Genomic DNA, 16106 nt, shown 5'->3' on the forward strand with positions numbered 1-16106 from the left:
ATCACCGAACTGGCCCGCACGCTCTTTGGCGTGGAGATTGCGCTGGTATCGCTGGTGGATGAAGAGCGGCAATGGTTCAAGTCGCGTGCCGGCTTGCCGGCGCATGAGACGCCGCGCTCGATGTCCTTCTGTGCCCACGCCATCCTGTCCCGCAATGGCCTGGTGGTGCTCGATGCCCGTCGGGATCCGCGCTTTCGCGACAATCCGCTGGTGACGGGTGCGCCGCACATCCGCTTCTATGCGGGTGCGCCGCTGCTTTCGCAGCAGGGGCATGCGCTGGGCACGCTGTGCCTGATCGATCATCGTCCGCGCCAATATTTCAGTCCGACCGACCAGGACCGGCTGGAGCAGCTCGCGGCCATGGTCATGGAGCGGCTGGAACAGTTGCGCAACCGCGGGTATACCGACCATGTGACGAGTTTGCCCAATCGCGCCCGCTTGATGGAAGTACTGCGCGCACGGGCGCATGCACAGGGCGTTGGCGGCCCCCCTGTGCGGCGCTGGGAATCGACATCTGTTCGCGTGAATATCTGTTCGATATGGTCAAGGCGCTCGGCTGGGATTATGCCGAGTCCTTCCTGGTGCAGGTCAGCCGTGCGCTGTGCGAGGCGCTGGACGGCCAGCCCGTGTATCGGGTCACGACCACCACCTTCGTCTTTCTTCACGACGGCAGCGCGGCAGAGCGGCAGGAACATATCGCCAACGTGCGTCAGCAGTTCGTGCAGTCACTGGAGATCCACGGCATTCCGCATCAGCTCGACATCGCCATCGGCGTGCTGCCGGCGGTGGACGAGATTGCCGGCAGCGACGTGGTGCGCGCGCTGCTGACGGTGATCGATGTGAGCCGTGAAGAAGGCGTGTGTCCGCGCCAGTTCGAATCGGTGCATGCGGAAAACCAGCGCAATGCCTTCTGGCTGCTCTCGGCCTTGCCGATGGCCTTCACGGCCGCCGATGAACTGAGCCTGCATTACCAGCCCAAGGTGCGCCTGCGCGACGGCAGCTGCGTCGGGGTGGAAGCGCTGATCCGCTGGCAGCACCCGGTGCTGGGGCATATTTCTCCTGCGGTGTTCATCGCGCTGGCGGAGAAGACGGCGCAGATTCGCCAGATCACGGCCTGGGTGGTGCGCCATGCGGTGGCACAGGCGGCGCAATGGCATGCGCGCGGACTGGAGGTGCCGATTGCGATCAATACTTCGGCGCGTGATTTCGAGTCCGACGAACTCTTGCGCCTGCTGGCGTCGCAGCTGAAACAGCATGCCGTGCCGCCGGGCCTGATCGAGATCGAATTCACCGAGAGCGCCATGGCCAGCAATCCCGAGGTGGTGCGCCAGCGCGTGCAGGCCATTCGTGAACTGGGCGTGCAGGTCGCGATCGATGATTTCGGCAGCGGCTTCAGCAACCTGTCCTACCTCAAGAGCATTCCGGCCGACATCATGAAGATCGACCGCTCCTTCATCCGCAGCCTGGCCGAGGATGAGGCCGATCAGGTGATCGTGCCGTCCATCATCCATCTGGCGCACCAGCTCGGGTTCAGCGTGGTGGCCGAAGGCGTGGAGAGCGAGCGCACCGCCCGGATCCTGCATCACCTCGGCTGTGACTTCGCGCAGGGTTACGCGATCGCACGGCCGATGCCGGCGGAGGAACTGGAAGAATGGCTGGGGATGGTGCAATGAGCAGCGCCTGGGGCCGGGACTTGTGTGCTGACGCCCGCGCGCTGCTCGGGGGATTACTGCCGGTTCGCTTCCAGCAGTTGCAGCGACAGGATGTCGGTGGCCAGAGCGGCCAGTTCTTCCAGGGCCTGTCGTTCGTGGGCGCGCAGGATGCGCGGTTCGGTATCGATTACGCACAGCGAGCCAAACGCGCGGCCCTGGTACATCAGGCGGATGCCGGCATAGAAGCGGATGAAGGGCGCTCCGGTGACCATGGGATTGTTGACGAAGCGCGCGTCCTTGGTGGCATCGGAGACGGTGAAGATGTCTTCCTGCATCACGGCGTAATTGCAGAAGGCCCACGAGCGCGGCGTGGACGTGATGTTCAGGCCATGTGCCGCACGGAAGATCTGCAGCTCCGTGGTCAGGAAGGTGACCAGGGCAATGGGTACGTCCAGCAGTTCGCTGGCGAGCCATGTCAGGCGATGAAAGCGGGCCTCGGAATGTGTGTCTTCCATTGTCTGTTCAACAAAGCGCGCACGTTCTGGCTCGTTCGGGCTGACCGGATAAGGAACCTCGATCTGTGGCCCAGCGTGACCGGCAGTGGGCTCGGGTTGTTTCACTTCACGATGGCCGAGCAAGGTCATGACCGAACTCAGCCGGGTACGCCGATGGCCGCCCGGGGTTTTCCAGGAGGCCAGCATGCCGCTTTCCATCCACATCTGGGCGGTCGTGATCGATACCCCCAGCAGACGGGCCGCTTCTCTCGAAGTCATCGCCGGGTCGCCAGGAGGCATCTCCTTGTCATCAGATGGTACTGCTCGACCCATTTGATTGATCCTTGTAAAAGTATAGCTGTGCAGGTATAAGATTTGTATATTTCACATATTTAATATTTTTTCGCATGGCAGAAATGCAACGAATCACAGATTCTTTAGTATTTTTCCCTTTCTGTGGGATCTGCTATGTGCAAAATATGAAATAAACAGAGATTCATACTGTAGTCAGAGGAGCTTACGTGTTCCTTGTGGTGGCGACATTCTCGCATGGCGGGAACGTGTTGCGCCGCGTCATCTTGGGTGACGTTCATGCCAAGCGGGCATTGTAGTGCCCCTTGCGAAAAGATGTCGGACAAGCGCCAGCCTTCTGTCCGGAAGCTGACCTGCGTCAAGCCTTGGGGGGCTGGCAGGACGGTTCTAAGGGGAGGGTGGCAAAGCGTTGGAAAGAGACGGGAAGGATCATGGGCAAGCAAAACGGGGTAGCCCCGGCTTCTCATCGGATGAAAATGAATGTGGGCGACCAGACCTACGTGATTGAAAGCCGCACGCTGGGCGGGCTTCACGAGCACCGGCTCTATGCCTATCGGGTGTGGTGCGACGGCGAACTGGTGAAGGATTGGACCGAAGGCAACATGGCCGACTTTTTCGGTCAGTTGCCCACGGCTGGCAAGTCATAGAACGCAACTGCTCCGGCACGCCTTCGGTGCCGGAACGCTGTCCCGCCTTCTCATCCCCCCGAGAAGGTGTTAGCCCTGCTCCGCAAGGAGCGGGGCTTTTTTTTGCCTGTGCGCGCCGCAGCGAAGAATGAGGCATGAGTGAATCTCATTGATCGATGAGATCAAATCATTTTTATTCATGGATGCGGCGACATAGAATCCAGCCTGAACATTGACCGCATCGAGTCTGCTGCGCACGCCGCCTTCGTCATGGGCGCGCGCCTTGCAGATTCGATTTCCGCAAAGGGGCGCAGACACATCATGAGCAACGACTTCTCATTTGCCATCAAGAGCATTTGTTTCGACGAGGACTATCGTCCCGGCGACAACACGCGCATGACGACCAACTTCGCCAACCTGGCGCGGGGCGCGCAGCGCCGGGAGAACCTGCGCAATACCTTCCGCATGATCAACAACCGCTTCAATGCGCTGGCACACTGGGACAATCCCAAGGCCGACCGCTACGCAGTGGAGCTGGACATCATCTCCGTGGAAATGGGGATGGCGGGACAGGACACAGCACAGGCGCTGCCGCTGATCGAGGTGCTCAAGACCAACATCGTGGATCACCACACGGGTGAGCGCATCGAGGGCATCGTTGGCAACAATTTTTCTTCCTATGTGCGCGATTACGATTTCAGCGTGGTGCTGCTGGAGCACACGAAGCAGCAGTCCGGCTTCAGCGTCCCCGATCATTTCGGCGAACTGCATGGCAACCTGTTCAAGCGCTTCGTCGCTTCTCCCGCCTACCGCCAGCACTTCAGCAAGCCACCGGTAATCTGCCTCAGCGTGGCCAGCAGCAAGACCTATGAGCGCACGGAGAACCTGCATCCGGTGCTGGGTGTGGAGTACCTGCAAAATGAAAGCTCGCTGACCGACGCCTACTTCGCCAAGATGGGCCTGACGGTGCGCTACTTCATGCCCCCCGATAGCGCCGCGCCGCTGGCCTTCTACTTCAGCGGCGACCTGCTGCGTGACTACACGAACCTGGAACTGATCGGCACCATCAGCACGATGGAGACCTTCCAGAAGATCTATCGCCCCGAGATCTACAACGCCAATTCCGCAGCCGGCAAGACTTACCGGCCCAGCCTGCAGCATGAGGACTATTCCGTCACACGCATCGTCTATGACCGCGAGGAGCGCAGCCGTCTGGCGGTCCAGCAGGGCCGCTTCGCCGAAGAACATTTCATCAAGCCGTATCGCGCCGTACTCGAACAATGGTCGCGTGCCGGCGCTCATTGAACTCTCCACCTGCAAGGTTCTCCACCGTGAAAAAATTATTGCCCACCTCCACCGCCGGCAGCTTGCCGAAACCCGTCTGGCTGGCCGAGCCCGAGAAACTCTGGTCGCCCTGGAAATTGCAGGGCGATGAACTGCAGGAAGCCAAGCGCGATGCGCTGCGCCTGTCGCTGCAGGAGCAGCAGCATGCCGGCATCGACATCGTCAGTGATGGCGAGCAGACGCGCCAGCATTTCGTGACCACCTTCATCGAGCATCTCGACGGCGTGGATTTTGCAAAGCGCGAAACGGTACGCATCCGCAATCGCTATGACGCCAGCGTGCCCACGGTGGTGGGTGCGGTATCGCGCCAGAAGCCGGTGTTCGTGGAAGATGCGCGCTTCCTGCGAAGCCAGACCGAGCAGCCGATCAAGTGGGCGCTGCCCGGCCCCATGACGATGATCGACACGCTCTACGACAATCACTACAAGAGCCGCGAAAAACTGGCGTGGGAATTCGCCACGATCCTCAACCAGGAAGCGCGCGAGCTGGAGGCGGCGGGGGTGGACATCATCCAGTTCGATGAGCCGGCCTTCAATGTCTTCTTCGATGAGGTCAACGACTGGGGCGTAGCTGCGCTGGAGCGTGCCATCGAAGGACTCAAGTGCGAGACTGCCGTGCACATCTGCTATGGCTACGGGATCAAGGCCAATACCGACTGGAAGAAGACGCTGGGGTCGGAGTGGCGGCAGTATGAGGAAACGTTCCCCAAGCTGCAGGCATCGAACATCGACATCGTCTCGCTGGAATGCCACAACGCGCGCGTGCCGATGGACCTGATCGAACTGATACGCGGCAAGAAGGTGATGGTCGGTGCCATCGATGTGGCCAATTACGCGGTCGAGACGCCGGAGGAAGTGGCGGCGACCTTGCGCCGGGCTTTGCAGTTCGTGGCGGCGGACAAACTGTATCCGAGTACCAATTGCGGGATGGCACCCTTGCCGCGTGAAGTGGCGCGCGGCAAACTCAGTGCGTTGAGGGCTGGGGCTCAGATGGTGCGCAGGGAGTTGGGGGCCTGATGCCGTTCAACCAGGTCGCGAAGTCCGACCCATGGTTGAGGCCGCTTGCTGTTTCCGTGCCTGCCGTCCGTTTCAGTCCCTTGGATCGACAGGTGCAAGCATGGCGCGCATCGCTGGCGTGGCCAGCAATTTTTTGTAGGTCGCCGGCGACATCGCATTGATCATCAGCCGACCGCTGACATCGGCTTTGATGTATTCCACGGCCAGCAGCGCGATGACCGGATTGGTAGTCAGGGTCGCCTGATCCGCGGTGGAGTCACCCAGCTCCGCCACCACGGCCGCTGCATCATCGGCCACCACCACGGCCAGGCGGCGGCCGGATAGCCGCAGCCTGGCACTCGCACCGCATTCGGCCAGGTCGTAGGTGTGAGGGCCGTCCAGCGTGCGGTCGCCATAAATCGCGACATGGGTCTCGATACCGCGCGCACTGGCTTCTTCCAGCAGCGGTCCGAGCTCGTCGAGCTCTTCATCCCAGATCCCCGCAAACAGAGTGTGTTGCGCGCCTGAAATCGCGCGCGCAAAGGCCTGCACGATCACTTTCCTTCCGCTCAGCGACCAGACCAGTCCGGCTTCTTCTTCCACCGGTAGTTGATCCAGCGCCGATGCCGCCGCTTCCAGGTCAGCCTCGAAGCGGGTGCGCAGCTCTTCCAGCAACGCCGCATGCGGCACGGCACTGTAACGCACAGGCTCGGATCGATTCACCAGTACCGCGCCCCTTGTTTCCAGGCGGGCCAGCGTTTCGTAAACCTTGGAGGGCGGCATCGACGCCCGTCGGCTCACCTCGGCTCCGGTGAGCGCGGCCTGACCCACCAATGCGGTATAAGCCTGGGCCTCGTACTGGGTGAACCCCAGCCGTGTCATGGAAGCGATCAATTCATTTTCTGTGGTCATGCGCGACTCATTTTTCTCTTTTCTGGGATTGACTAACTACCGTAGTAGTATACGATTCATATAACTACTACTCAAGTAGTTAAAAATCACATGAAAGGAAGTCCATATGCGTCAGCTTGTCAGCACCGGTTCTCCCTGGGAGTCCAAGGTCGGCTACTCCCGGGCGGTGATCGTGAACGATACGATCTTCATTTCAGGCACGGCCGGCCAAGGCCCGGATGCCTACACGCAGACGAAGGAGGCGCTCGCCACCATCGAGAAGGTGCTCACTGAGCACGGCTTTGCGCTGTCGGATGTGGCGCAGAGCCGGCTTGTGGTTGCAGACTTTGCGCACTGGCAAGACGCAGCCCGTGCCCATGGCGAGGTCTACGGGGATATCCGGCCGGCGTTCTCCCTGGTGCATGCATTGCCGTTCGTCGACGATGCGATTCTGGTGGAGGTGGAGGCCATCGCCGTCAGGGCGGCCAAGTGACGACGTGCGCCGGACAGGATCGCCGTCTTGCGGGGCGCGCGCTCTTCATGCTCGCGGTCGCAGCGGGCAGCGCCATTGCGAGCAATTACGCGATGCAACCGGCGCTGCCTGAGATTGCCGCTGATTTCGGCGTGGAGGTAGCGTCGCTGACCACGGTGATATCCGGCGCCATTGCCGGCTATCTGATTGGCCTGGTGCTGCTGGTGCCATTGGTGGACAGGGTGAGTCCGCGCGTCCTGATCCCCGGGCAGTTCCTCGCGCTGGCACTGTCTCTGGCGCTTGCTGCGTGGGCAGCGAGCCCGGATGCCCTGATTGGATGTTTTGTTCTGATCGGTGCCACCACCACGGTGGCAGCGCAAAGCAGCGCCATTGTCGGCAAGCTGGCCGATGCATCTCGCCGCGCACTGAGCATGGCGGCGATTTCCGCTGGCATCTCCGCAGGGATATTGCTGAGCCGATTCATCGGCGGCTTGCTCGTGCAGTGGCTTGGCTGGCGCAGTGCGCTGCTGGTATTGGCGGCCTTGACGGCCGTGTGCGGGCTTTGCGTTTTCCCGCTGTTGCCGGCACAGCGGCCAGTTGGTCACATCGGATACTTTTCGACGTTGCGTGCGTTGCCATCCCTGCTGCGGCAATCGAGGGAACTGCGGCTGCGCATTTGCGCCGGGATGCTATGGTTTTTTGCTTTCAATCTGATCTGGGTGGGCCTGGTCGTGCGTCTGGCCGCGCCGCCCTATCATCTGAATGCCGCGAGCATCGGACTCTACAGTCTCGCCGGACTGACGGGCCTTGCCATGACGCGGATTGCCGGCGGGCTGGCAGACCGGTTCGGGAATTGCCGCGTGATGGTCTGCGGTCTGCTTTGTGCATCACTTGCGGCGAGCGCCTTGGCGTCGTTCTTGATCATGTGCCGGCCACGCTGGTGGCGCTGGCCATTTTCGACGCGGGATGTTTTGCCGCGCAAGTGGCCAATCAGGCTGGTGTCGTTGCCATTGATCCCTTGCGCTCCGGGGTTCTGAATTCTGCGTATCTGTTCTTCTATTACGGCGCTGGCGCAGCGGGAACGGCCATCGCGGGGAGCATCGCACTGCGCGGCGGATGGGAGGCCACCGCTTTGTTGGCCGCGTGTGCGGTAGCTGCAGCGGCAGTGATCAGTGCGTGTTTGCGTGCTTTCTCTCGCGCCGATGGATCTGATTGAACTCATCTCCGGCAAGCTCAGTGCGTTGAGGACGCGGACGGAGATGGCGCGCAGGGAGTTGGGGGCCTGAAACTTGCGCGAGCAGATCAATGTACTGGTGATGCTGCCAATTCTTCGGTCACGCGTTTATTCAATGCACCGCCAGCCTGGTAGTTTTCGGTAATCAACTTGACGTGAGTTTTGAGTTCGGGAACATACCAGAACGCGTCGTACATTCTGCCGCTGGCCGACTGTTGCGTGCTGGCGTTTCGGCTGGCGGAAATGGCCACTGAACCAGCCTGGCTGCTGGTGACGGTGGAAGTGGCGACGGCGGCAGTCGGATTGAATTCCTTGCTCCATTCGCCCTCCATTTCCACTTTGATTGCATGGTAGGTACCAGCCGGTACTTTGATATCGACCCAGCCCAAGACCGTGTAATTTTTGGTGATGTGCTGCACCTTCGTGCGTGCATCAGGGTTGGCGGTATCGTATTCCACTTTCCAGGTCTTGCCCGGTTTGAGCGGGAAATCATAGGGACGATTGGTAACGGTATTCTTGCCATTGATGTTTTGCACCACGGCCCAGTCGGCATTGCGCAACAATTCCTTGGGTGGCAGATTGGAGTCTTCCGCCTTGGCGGAAATGACCATGGTCTTGCTGCCGGAGCGGACAATGGCGACGTCCCATTTCCTGGTGGTAGAGCCGAGTATGCCTGCCGTGTTTTGTTCTTCGGTGGCTTGATAGACCCAGGCATCACCCTCCTGCAACGATGGCGCATCGGCAGTTTGGGCGTAACTGGCACTGGCGCACAGCAGAGATGCGCTGGCAGCAAAATAGCCGATGATGGGACGGGTTTTTATCATCGAGTATCCTCGTGAGGTCGTTGTTGTTGTGCAATTGGCGTCGCGCAGATGTATGCGGTCAATGCATTGATAATGCTGTGATGGCAAAACAGCTGCAGCGATCATACGGCCTCTGGCTTTCAAATCACTGACTGATCATTCTCATTCGGTGCAGTGCGTTGACCACTCCTTGAGAGGCCAGCAGAACGGCTTTACATTAGAACTGGCGGCCGCCAAAGCGTACGGCAATTCCAACGGTCAAAGTGTCACGAATCAGAATACGGTCATCACGGGAACGCAGACGACGACTCTGGCAAGTGGACGCGACGTCAGTTTGCTTGGAGCGCAGGTCAGAGGGACCACGGTCAATGCGACAGTCGGACGTGATTTGAACATTCGCAGCCAGCAGGATACTTCTTCCTACCAAAGTGCTCAGAACAACTCCGGCGTGAATATGAGTCTGTGCATTCCGCCGTTTTGCTATGGCGCAATGGTGCAAGGTAGTGTGTCATCGGATAGCCAGAACATCAGTAGCACCTTCGCCAGCGTCAAGCAGCAAAGTGGGATCATTGCTGGCGATGGCGGCTATAACGTGAAGGTCAACGGCAATACGGATCTGGTCGGTGGGTTAATTGCCAGTAGCGCTGACAAGGCGAAGAATAATCTCACCACCGGAACGCTGACTGTCAGCGATGTAAAGAATGTTGCCCAATATAGTGCTGATAGCGGTCATGTGGGGGCTAGCCTCGACACCAATGCCGGGGCGATCGGCAACCTTCTGAACAATGCGGTCGATAATGCGGCGGGCAATAGCCAGAATCCGATCAAGGGAAGTGCAGCAGGTACAACGAAGAGCGCGATCAGTGAGGGCAATATTTCGATCACTGATCAGGCCGGGCAACTCGCCAAGACAGGGCAGACGGCAGATCAGATCATTGCCAGCATCAGCCGTGATACGGCCGCTGCCAATGGTTCGATCTCTCAGATATTTGATCTTGCGAAGGTCCAGCGGCAGCAGCAGATTGACCAGCTCACCAGCCAACTGGCGCAGCAGGCGGCTCCCTACTTGTACAAGCAGGTAGGAGACTTTTTGCAAGGTGATTCGACACCAACCAAGGTCCTGGTTCATGGACTGGTCGGCGGGTTGATGGCAAAAGCCATCGGCGGTAATTTTGGAGCGGGAGCGGCCGGAGCAGCGGCAGCCAAGCTAGCGCTCGAAGCCTTCGGGGAACAGTTGGGTAGTATCGGCGACATGACCCCGCAGGAGAAGAGTGCGCTCATCCAGTTGGTGGGATTGACGGTTGGCAAAGCGGTTGCTCAATTCTCGGCAGGAAGTGGGGCGGATGGAAATGCTGCTGGGGTCACCGCTAAACTTGCGACGCAGTTCAATTATCTGAATCACACCCAGGCAGCGCAGTTCAGACAAAAACTCGATAGCTGCGAAAGTAGGTCAGGTGGTTGTCCAGAGGATGAACGCAAGGCGTTGATTGCGCAGTACCGCGCATTGTCTGCTGCAAACATCGAGACGTTGAATTTCTGCGCGATGCGTGCTGATGCGGCTTGCTTGGCGCAGATCAAGGAGAGCATCGCCAGTCCGAGCGAGATGCCGCTAGGTTTGGTGGGAGGAGAAGCGACTGCTTTCCGCGGGGAGCAAACAAGGGCGGATAGTCAAGTTTCCAATGCGCTGAATAATGTGGCGACAATCCAGAAGGGCCGTGATCTAGTCTGCGGCGCAATGAGTGCTGCTGATTGTGATGCCAAGATTTTGAAAACGCATGGTGATGCTGGCATGCGGGCGATGGGAATTGTTCTGTCGACGATCGGTGGCGGAGTCGCATCGAGCGCTGAAGCGATCGGGATTGTTTCTAGCGGTCTGCAGGCGCTAGTCAACGCTGGGAAAGTGGCTGGAACGGAGTTGGTCTCGTTTTTCCGTCTTGGTCCGATAGTGTATTGTTCGATTAATCCTGGTACTTGCGTTGCGACGGTAGACGTCGCTGCACAAAGCACATTGGGGACTGCAGCTCCTTCGCCTGTACTGAATTTGCCCGTTGCGACGAGTAGCGAAATTGCTACGGCTAAAGCCGAAGCTGCGGCGGCGGACACGGCGGCTGACATCGCCTCCGCACTCAAAAACCAAAGTGCTAAAAAATCTAAGCGGGACTACGTCCGGTTCGGCGAATTCCGCACGGGATCAGTATTATGGGAACGGTAGTAGTGCGTCCCCATCGCCGGGTACAAATACTGCGGGGAGTAGCGGTGGGAATGTACAGTTATCGGGCGGGGGGAGTGTAAATAAGTCTATCCCAGGATTTACAGTCACAGAGTCAGGAATCATTAATGAGGCTCAAGGTATTCTGAATTCATCGGAACTTGCGAAAATACAAGCTGCACATGCTGCTGGTCAGCCCGTTACGGTAAATGTTGGCGGTAGATTGATTCAGTACGAGCCAGGTTTACCAGCATCCGGAATGACGATGTTTGGAGAGAACGGGTTTTTGATTGGGAGAGAGGCATTTACGTCGACGCAAGAACTTCAACAAACTATATTGCATGAGCTGTATCGTTTGACAACCAGTAATTCAGCTAATGGTGTCTCCGGCGCTCTTGCCGCGCAAGAGACAAAAGCTGCCGCTGACTTCGCAGCAAAGGCATTGAAGGAAATTAAATGAATCGGAACATTAATTCTTTGTGGATTGAAGCCGGAAAACTGCTAGCTGAAGATCCAACTGCATTGGTGCAGTGTCCAGTGTGCGCACAAAATAAGTTGCTCGTGAAAGATGTTCGTAGCGTTGAAAATCCGTCAGTTATTGAACGTGAATTGAGTTGCCCATCTTGCGAAGCGCGTAACTATTTGAGGTTAATTAGACCACTTGAATAGTGGGGCGATAGCGGAGAAGGAGTTTTGAGGATAACCTACTGATGGTTTAGCACAGTAAGCTTCCTTCTCAATTATCGCGGGCGATAGCCAGAATCCGCTCAAGTGTGCCGCTGGTGGGTGACCTGACCTCGTAAAGTTGGACGGTTGAAAAAACTTAGCTGGACAGTTTGCGCCGGATACGTTGATGGTCGAAGTCCGACAGACTTTATTCCGGAAATACAGACTTTATTCTTATTTATCATCGCTGCCTTACCAACTGGTCTCCCTCTCCGCCGTAGAAGAAATCTTGTGAATGGCCAGATCCGCCCCTTCAAATTCCTGCTCCGGATCCAGCCGTATCCCGACCGCCTTCTTCAGCAAGCCATAGACGATCCATCCGCCCGCTGCCGCAATGGCGATTCCCATGATGCTGCCGATGAGCTGCGACATGAACGACACGCCACCGCGTCCGCCCAGCGCCTGCAAGCCGAAGATGCCCGCCGCCAGTCCGCCCCACAGTCCGCACAAGCCATGCAGCGGCCACACGCCCAGCACATCGTCGATCTTCCACTTGTTCTGGGTGCGGGTGAACATCCACACGAAAATCGCCCCCGCAATGCCGCCGGTAACCAGTGCACCCAGCGGATGCATCAGGTCCGAGCCAGCGCACACCGCCACCAGGCCGGCCAGCGGGCCGTTGTAGGCGAAGCCGGGATCGTTGCGGCCCATCAGCAGCGCCACCAGCGTGCCGCCGGCCATGGCCATGAGCGAATTCATGGCGACCAGCCCATTCATCTTGTCCAAGGTCTGTGCGCTCATCACGTTGAAGCCGAACCAGCCCACCGTCAGGATCCACGCACCCAGGGCCAGGAAAGGAATGTTGGACGGCGGATGCGCCGCCACCGCGCCTTCCTTGCTGTAGCGGCCACGGCGTGCGCCCAGCAGCAGGACCGCAGGCAGCGCGATCCAGCCACCCACCGCGTGGACCACGATGGAACCGGCGAAGTCATGGAACTCCGCGCCGAAGGTGGCCGCCAGCCAGGCTTGCACGCCCAGGTGCTGGTTCCACGCGATACCTTCGAAGAAGGGATAGACCAGTCCCACCAGCACCGCCGTGGCGATCAGCTGCGGATTGAATTTGGAACGCTCGGCAATGCCGCCCGAGATGATCGCCGGGATGGCCGCCGCGAAGGTCAGCAAAAAGAAGAATTTCACCAGCTCGAAACCGCTGCGCTCGGCCAGCGTTTCGGCACCGGCAAAGAAGCTCACGCCGTAAGCCACGTAATAGCCGATGAAGAAATAGACGATGGTCGACACCGCGAAGTCGGCCAGAATTTTCACCAAGGCATTGACCTGGTTCTTCTTGCGCACCGTCCCCAGTTCCAGGAAGGCAAAGCCGGCATGCATGGCCAGGATCATGATCGCCCCCAGCAAAATGAAGAGGGCGTCTGCGCCGTTTTTGTGATCGTCCACCAGAAAATCTCCCAAAAAGTGTGCAAGGAAATGCTAGAAAGCCACGACTAAAGCAATTTCCGTTCCATTTTGGGGAGAATCTTGCAGAGGATTGATTTGAAAGGATTTTATTGGTGCGTCTGTGCAAGGGTAGCTTGAGCCTTGCATGAATACTGTGCGTTTGTGGTGGGCGGGAAACCAGTCAGCCGCATTTTGGTGCAGACATGAAAAGCCTCGTCATTTTCATGTAAATCACGTCATTTTGCGGATTGGGCCACTCCGGTCAGGCTCGGTCACGCGCCTTTCATGGAACGGTCATACTAGATTGCTAAATTGCAACTCCCTCTTTGCTTTACCACCCTCACAGGAGTTGCCATGCCCGACCAGAATTCGCCCGCCGATCATCGCCGTCGCCGCTTCCTGCGCGACACGGCCGCCACCGCAGTCGGCAGCGCCGCAGTGATCGCCAGCCCTGCCGTACTCGCCGCCACGCCCGCCGCCCCCGCCATCGTCACCTCCGAGCGCCTGCGCCCGCAATTCCCCGGCGGCATCATGAGCGGCGATGTCACCCGCGACAGCGCCATGATCTGGGCGCGCGCCGACCGCAATGCGCGCATGCTGGTCGAGTATTCCACCCGCGAGGATTTCAGCAACCCGGTGCGCATCGCCGGTCCCACCGCACTGGCGCGCGAGGACTACACTGCCCGCGTCGACCTGCGCGGGCTGCCTGGCGGCCAGCGTGTCTACTACCGCGTGCGCTTCCAGGATCTGGTGCATGAGTCCGCACTGAGCGAACCGCTGACCGGCAGCCTCATGCTGCCCGCCACCACGCCTGCCCAGGCGCGCGACATCACCTTCGCCTTCTCGGGCGACGAAGCGGGCCAGGGCTGGGGTATCAACGAACAGTGGGGCGGTTATCGCGTATATGAAAGCATGCGCCGCTTCCGTCCGGATTTCTTCATCCACTCGGGCGACCAGATCTATGCCGATGGTCCCATCCAGGCCGAAGTGAAGCTGGAGGACGGAACGCTGTGGCGCAACGTGGTGACCGAAGCCAAATCCAAGGTCGCGCAGACCCTGGACGACTATCGCGGCAACTTCGCCTACAACATGCTGGACGCCAACAAGCGCCGCTTCGCCGCCGAGGTGCCCTTCCTGGTGCAGTGGGATGACCACGAAGTCCGCAACAACTGGTATCCCGGCCAGGTGATCGGTGTCGCCGAAAAGCGCTACGACGAACGCAACATCGACGTGCTCGCCGCGCGCGCGCGCCAGGCCATGTTCGAACACAATCCCTTCCGCATCGACAGCGCCGATCCTTTCCGCATCTACCGCGCCTTCAACCACGGTCCGCTGCTGGACGTGTTCATGCTGGACGAACGCAGCTATCGCGGCCGCAATTCTCCCAATCGCCAGAAGGGCGGCCACGACGCCGATTTCCTCGGCCCCGAACAGATGCGCTGGATCAAGCAGGCCCTGCTGCGTTCGCGCTCGACCTGGAAGCTCATCGCCAGCGACATGCCGCTCTCCATCGTGGTGCCGGACCTGAACCCGGATGTGCCCCAGGGAACCTTCGAGGCCTGGGCCAATGCCGACAACGGCAAGCCCTCCGGGCGCGAACTGGAAGTAGCCGAACTGCTGCGCTTCATCAAGCAGCACGACATCAAGAACGTGGTGTGGGTGACCGCCGATGTGCACTACGCATCAGCCACGCACTACGCGCCCGAGCGTGCGCAGTTCACCGACTTCAAGCCCTTCTGGGAATTCGTCGGCGGCCCCATCAATGCGGGGACTTTCGGACCGGGCGAGATCGATCGCACCTTTGGTCCGGATGTGCGTTTCGTCAGCATCCCGGCGGACATGAAGCAGAACCGTTCGCCAGCCGAGCTGCTGCAGTTCTTCGGCATCGGCAAGATCGACGCGAAGAGCAAGGCCCTCACCGTCACGCTGCACAACACCGACGGCAAGGAAATCTACAAGGTGGAATTGCCGCCCGAGGCCTGATCGCGTGCGGAGCGAATCGGACCGGACTCAGCCAGGTCCGGCAAGCTTGCGCGAGATGTTCGCGCAGGCTTGCAGCAGCGGTGTCACATACGCCTGCTGCGCATCGGGCAGGCGGCGATAGAGCGGAATGCTCACGCTCACGCAGGCCACCGGCACGCCATCGGCACCGACGATGGCAGCACCATAACAAAAAATCTGCGCTTCGTTTTCTTCACGATCTTCGGCGTAGCCGCGCGTGCCGGTCTCTTCGACATCGGCGCGCAGCGCCTCCAGCGTGGTGTGTGTGTTGGATGTGAAGGCTTCCAGATGCAGCGTGCGCATCAGGCGTTCGCGCTGCGCTTGCGCCAGCCCGGCCAGATAGGCTTTCCCCACCGAACTCGAATACAAGGTCACGCGCGTACCGATGCGCGAATCCATGCGCACGGCTTGGGGACTTTCCAGTTTCTCGATGTAGACCATGCTGTGATCGCTGGGCACGGCCAGGTGCACCGTCTCGCGCGTGATGTCGCGCAGCTGACGTAGCGACTCGATGGCCGTGGTGCGGATGTCGCTGCGGTCCCAGGCGCGGCTGGCCAGATGGATGAGACGTGGCCCGACTTCATACTGCTTGCTGCGCGGGTTCTCCACCACCATGCCCTCGGCCATCAGCGCACCCAGGATGCGATACACCGTCGGACGCGGATAGCCCGACAGCGCCGCCAGCTGTGCAATGGAGAGCGGCGCTTCCTGATCGGCGATCAGCTGCAGTACCGCCATGAACTTGGAGAAGGCGGCAGTGCCCGCGATCTTGTTGTCGTCAGCTTGTTTGTCGTGGTCGGGCATGAGCGCGGGATCGTGGGGCGGGAGTGGATCAAGGACAGGGGCAGGATTGCGTACAAGATTCAGTACGGAAATCCGTACAGAATTCGGTACTGATTTCGGGCCAGATTATAGCCGAGCCCATATGCAAAAAATCCCGCGCCGTCTGGAG

At 59.5% G+C, this 16106-nt stretch carries 13 protein-coding genes and 2 pseudogenes; 10 read left to right on the forward strand and 5 right to left on the reverse strand.

Annotated features, from left to right (window positions below; genetic code table 11):
• Positions 1-30 precede the first annotated feature (30 nt).
• Positions 31-309: pseudogene (locus MKD49_RS20675) on the forward strand (GAF domain-containing protein); the annotation flags it as partial.
• Positions 310-539: 230 nt separating this feature from the next.
• On the forward strand, positions 540-1673 hold the full coding sequence (locus MKD49_RS20680) for a bifunctional diguanylate cyclase/phosphodiesterase (protein ID WP_252697235.1): 1134 nt from the start codon (positions 540-542) through the stop codon (positions 1671-1673).
• Between the two features lie 53 nt (positions 1674-1726).
• On the opposite strand, the gene MKD49_RS20685 is transcribed toward MKD49_RS20680, so the two are convergent.
• The gene (locus tag MKD49_RS20685; protein WP_051156653.1) at positions 1727-2479 is read right to left on the reverse strand and encodes a GAF domain-containing protein; all 753 of its coding nucleotides are present in this window, start codon (positions 2477-2479) and stop codon (positions 1727-1729) included.
• 410 nt (positions 2480-2889) lie between these two features.
• Between MKD49_RS20685 and MKD49_RS20690 the strand changes: the two genes are divergently transcribed.
• The 3 genes from MKD49_RS20690 (at position 2890) to MKD49_RS20700 (ending at position 5444) form a co-directional block, all read left to right on the forward strand.
• Positions 2890-3105, forward strand: a complete 216-nt coding sequence (locus tag MKD49_RS20690) for a hypothetical protein (protein WP_121043094.1) — start codon at positions 2890-2892, stop codon at positions 3103-3105.
• A 300-nt stretch (positions 3106-3405) separates the two neighbouring features.
• Complete coding sequence (locus tag MKD49_RS20695; RefSeq protein ID WP_252697236.1) at positions 3406-4389, forward strand: DUF1852 domain-containing protein; 984 nt, start codon at positions 3406-3408, stop codon at positions 4387-4389.
• Positions 4390-4415: 26 nt separating this feature from the next.
• The gene (locus MKD49_RS20700; RefSeq protein ID WP_252697237.1) at positions 4416-5444 is read left to right on the forward strand and encodes a methionine synthase; all 1029 of its coding nucleotides are present in this window, start codon (positions 4416-4418) and stop codon (positions 5442-5444) included.
• 72 nt (positions 5445-5516) lie between these two features.
• On the opposite strand, the gene MKD49_RS20705 is transcribed toward MKD49_RS20700, so the two are convergent.
• The gene (locus MKD49_RS20705) at positions 5517-6335 is read right to left on the reverse strand and encodes a TrmB family transcriptional regulator (protein WP_121042909.1); all 819 of its coding nucleotides are present in this window, start codon (positions 6333-6335) and stop codon (positions 5517-5519) included.
• 106 nt (positions 6336-6441) lie between these two features.
• Between MKD49_RS20705 and MKD49_RS20710 the strand changes: the two genes are divergently transcribed.
• A complete protein-coding gene (locus MKD49_RS20710) occupies positions 6442-6807 on the forward strand; it encodes a RidA family protein (RefSeq protein WP_121042911.1) in 366 nt (121 codons plus the stop codon).
• 47 nt (positions 6808-6854) lie between these two features.
• Positions 6855-8002, forward strand: a pseudogene (locus tag MKD49_RS20715) (MFS transporter).
• Between the two features lie 86 nt (positions 8003-8088).
• Here the strand turns inward: MKD49_RS20715 and MKD49_RS20720 are convergent.
• The gene (locus MKD49_RS20720) at positions 8089-8844 is read right to left on the reverse strand and encodes a hypothetical protein (RefSeq protein ID WP_252697239.1); all 756 of its coding nucleotides are present in this window, start codon (positions 8842-8844) and stop codon (positions 8089-8091) included.
• Positions 8845-8992: 148 nt separating this feature from the next.
• On the opposite strand from MKD49_RS20720, the gene MKD49_RS20725 reads away from it, so the two are divergent.
• Together MKD49_RS20725 and MKD49_RS20730 are read left to right on the forward strand one after the other, a co-directional pair.
• A complete protein-coding gene (locus MKD49_RS20725; protein WP_371925499.1) occupies positions 8993-11035 on the forward strand; it encodes a hemagglutinin repeat-containing protein in 2043 nt (680 codons plus the stop codon).
• Positions 11036-11297: 262 nt separating this feature from the next.
• On the forward strand, positions 11298-11492 hold the full coding sequence (locus tag MKD49_RS20730; protein WP_252697241.1) for a hypothetical protein: 195 nt from the start codon (positions 11298-11300) through the stop codon (positions 11490-11492).
• Positions 11493-11950: 458 nt separating this feature from the next.
• On the opposite strand, the gene MKD49_RS20735 is transcribed toward MKD49_RS20730, so the two are convergent.
• Complete coding sequence (locus MKD49_RS20735) at positions 11951-13153, reverse strand: ammonium transporter (protein ID WP_039789938.1); 1203 nt, start codon at positions 13151-13153, stop codon at positions 11951-11953.
• Positions 13154-13507: 354 nt separating this feature from the next.
• On the opposite strand from MKD49_RS20735, the gene MKD49_RS20740 reads away from it, so the two are divergent.
• Positions 13508-15136 (forward strand): alkaline phosphatase, encoded by a 1629-nt coding sequence (locus tag MKD49_RS20740; protein ID WP_252697242.1) that lies wholly within the window; start codon positions 13508-13510, stop codon positions 15134-15136.
• A gap of 27 nt (positions 15137-15163) precedes the next feature.
• Here the strand turns inward: MKD49_RS20740 and MKD49_RS20745 are convergent, their stop codons facing one another.
• Complete coding sequence (locus MKD49_RS20745; protein ID WP_204726083.1) at positions 15164-15958, reverse strand: IclR family transcriptional regulator; 795 nt, start codon at positions 15956-15958, stop codon at positions 15164-15166.
• Positions 15959-16106 lie beyond the last annotated feature (148 nt).

The sequence above is a fragment of the Herbaspirillum sp. WGmk3 genome (assembly GCF_023952535.1).
Classification (GTDB): domain Bacteria; phylum Pseudomonadota; class Gammaproteobacteria; order Burkholderiales; family Burkholderiaceae_D; genus Herbaspirillum; species Herbaspirillum huttiense.

What these genes read in the sequence shown, in the direction of transcription:
- MKD49_RS20680 (WP_252697235.1), top strand. Translation starts at nt 540, where the DNA reads ATGGTCAAGGCGCTCGGCTGGGATTATGCCGAGTCCTTCCTGGTGCAG.
- MKD49_RS20685 (WP_051156653.1), bottom strand. Translation starts at nt 2,479, where the DNA reads ATGGGTCGAGCAGTACCATCTGATGACAAGGAGATGCCTCCTGGCGAC.
- MKD49_RS20690 (WP_121043094.1), top strand. Translation starts at nt 2,890, where the DNA reads ATGGGCAAGCAAAACGGGGTAGCCCCGGCTTCTCATCGGATGAAAATG.
- MKD49_RS20695 (WP_252697236.1), top strand. Translation starts at nt 3,406, where the DNA reads ATGAGCAACGACTTCTCATTTGCCATCAAGAGCATTTGTTTCGACGAG.
- MKD49_RS20705 (WP_121042909.1), bottom strand. Translation starts at nt 6,335, where the DNA reads ATGACCACAGAAAATGAATTGATCGCTTCCATGACACGGCTGGGGTTC.
- MKD49_RS20710 (WP_121042911.1), top strand. Translation starts at nt 6,442, where the DNA reads ATGCGTCAGCTTGTCAGCACCGGTTCTCCCTGGGAGTCCAAGGTCGGC.
- MKD49_RS20720 (WP_252697239.1), bottom strand. Translation starts at nt 8,844, where the DNA reads ATGATAAAAACCCGTCCCATCATCGGCTATTTTGCTGCCAGCGCATCT.
- MKD49_RS20730 (WP_252697241.1), top strand. Translation starts at nt 11,298, where the DNA reads ATGTTTGGAGAGAACGGGTTTTTGATTGGGAGAGAGGCATTTACGTCG.
- MKD49_RS20740 (WP_252697242.1), top strand. Translation starts at nt 13,508, where the DNA reads ATGCCCGACCAGAATTCGCCCGCCGATCATCGCCGTCGCCGCTTCCTG.
- MKD49_RS20745 (WP_204726083.1), bottom strand. Translation starts at nt 15,958, where the DNA reads ATGCCCGACCACGACAAACAAGCTGACGACAACAAGATCGCGGGCACT.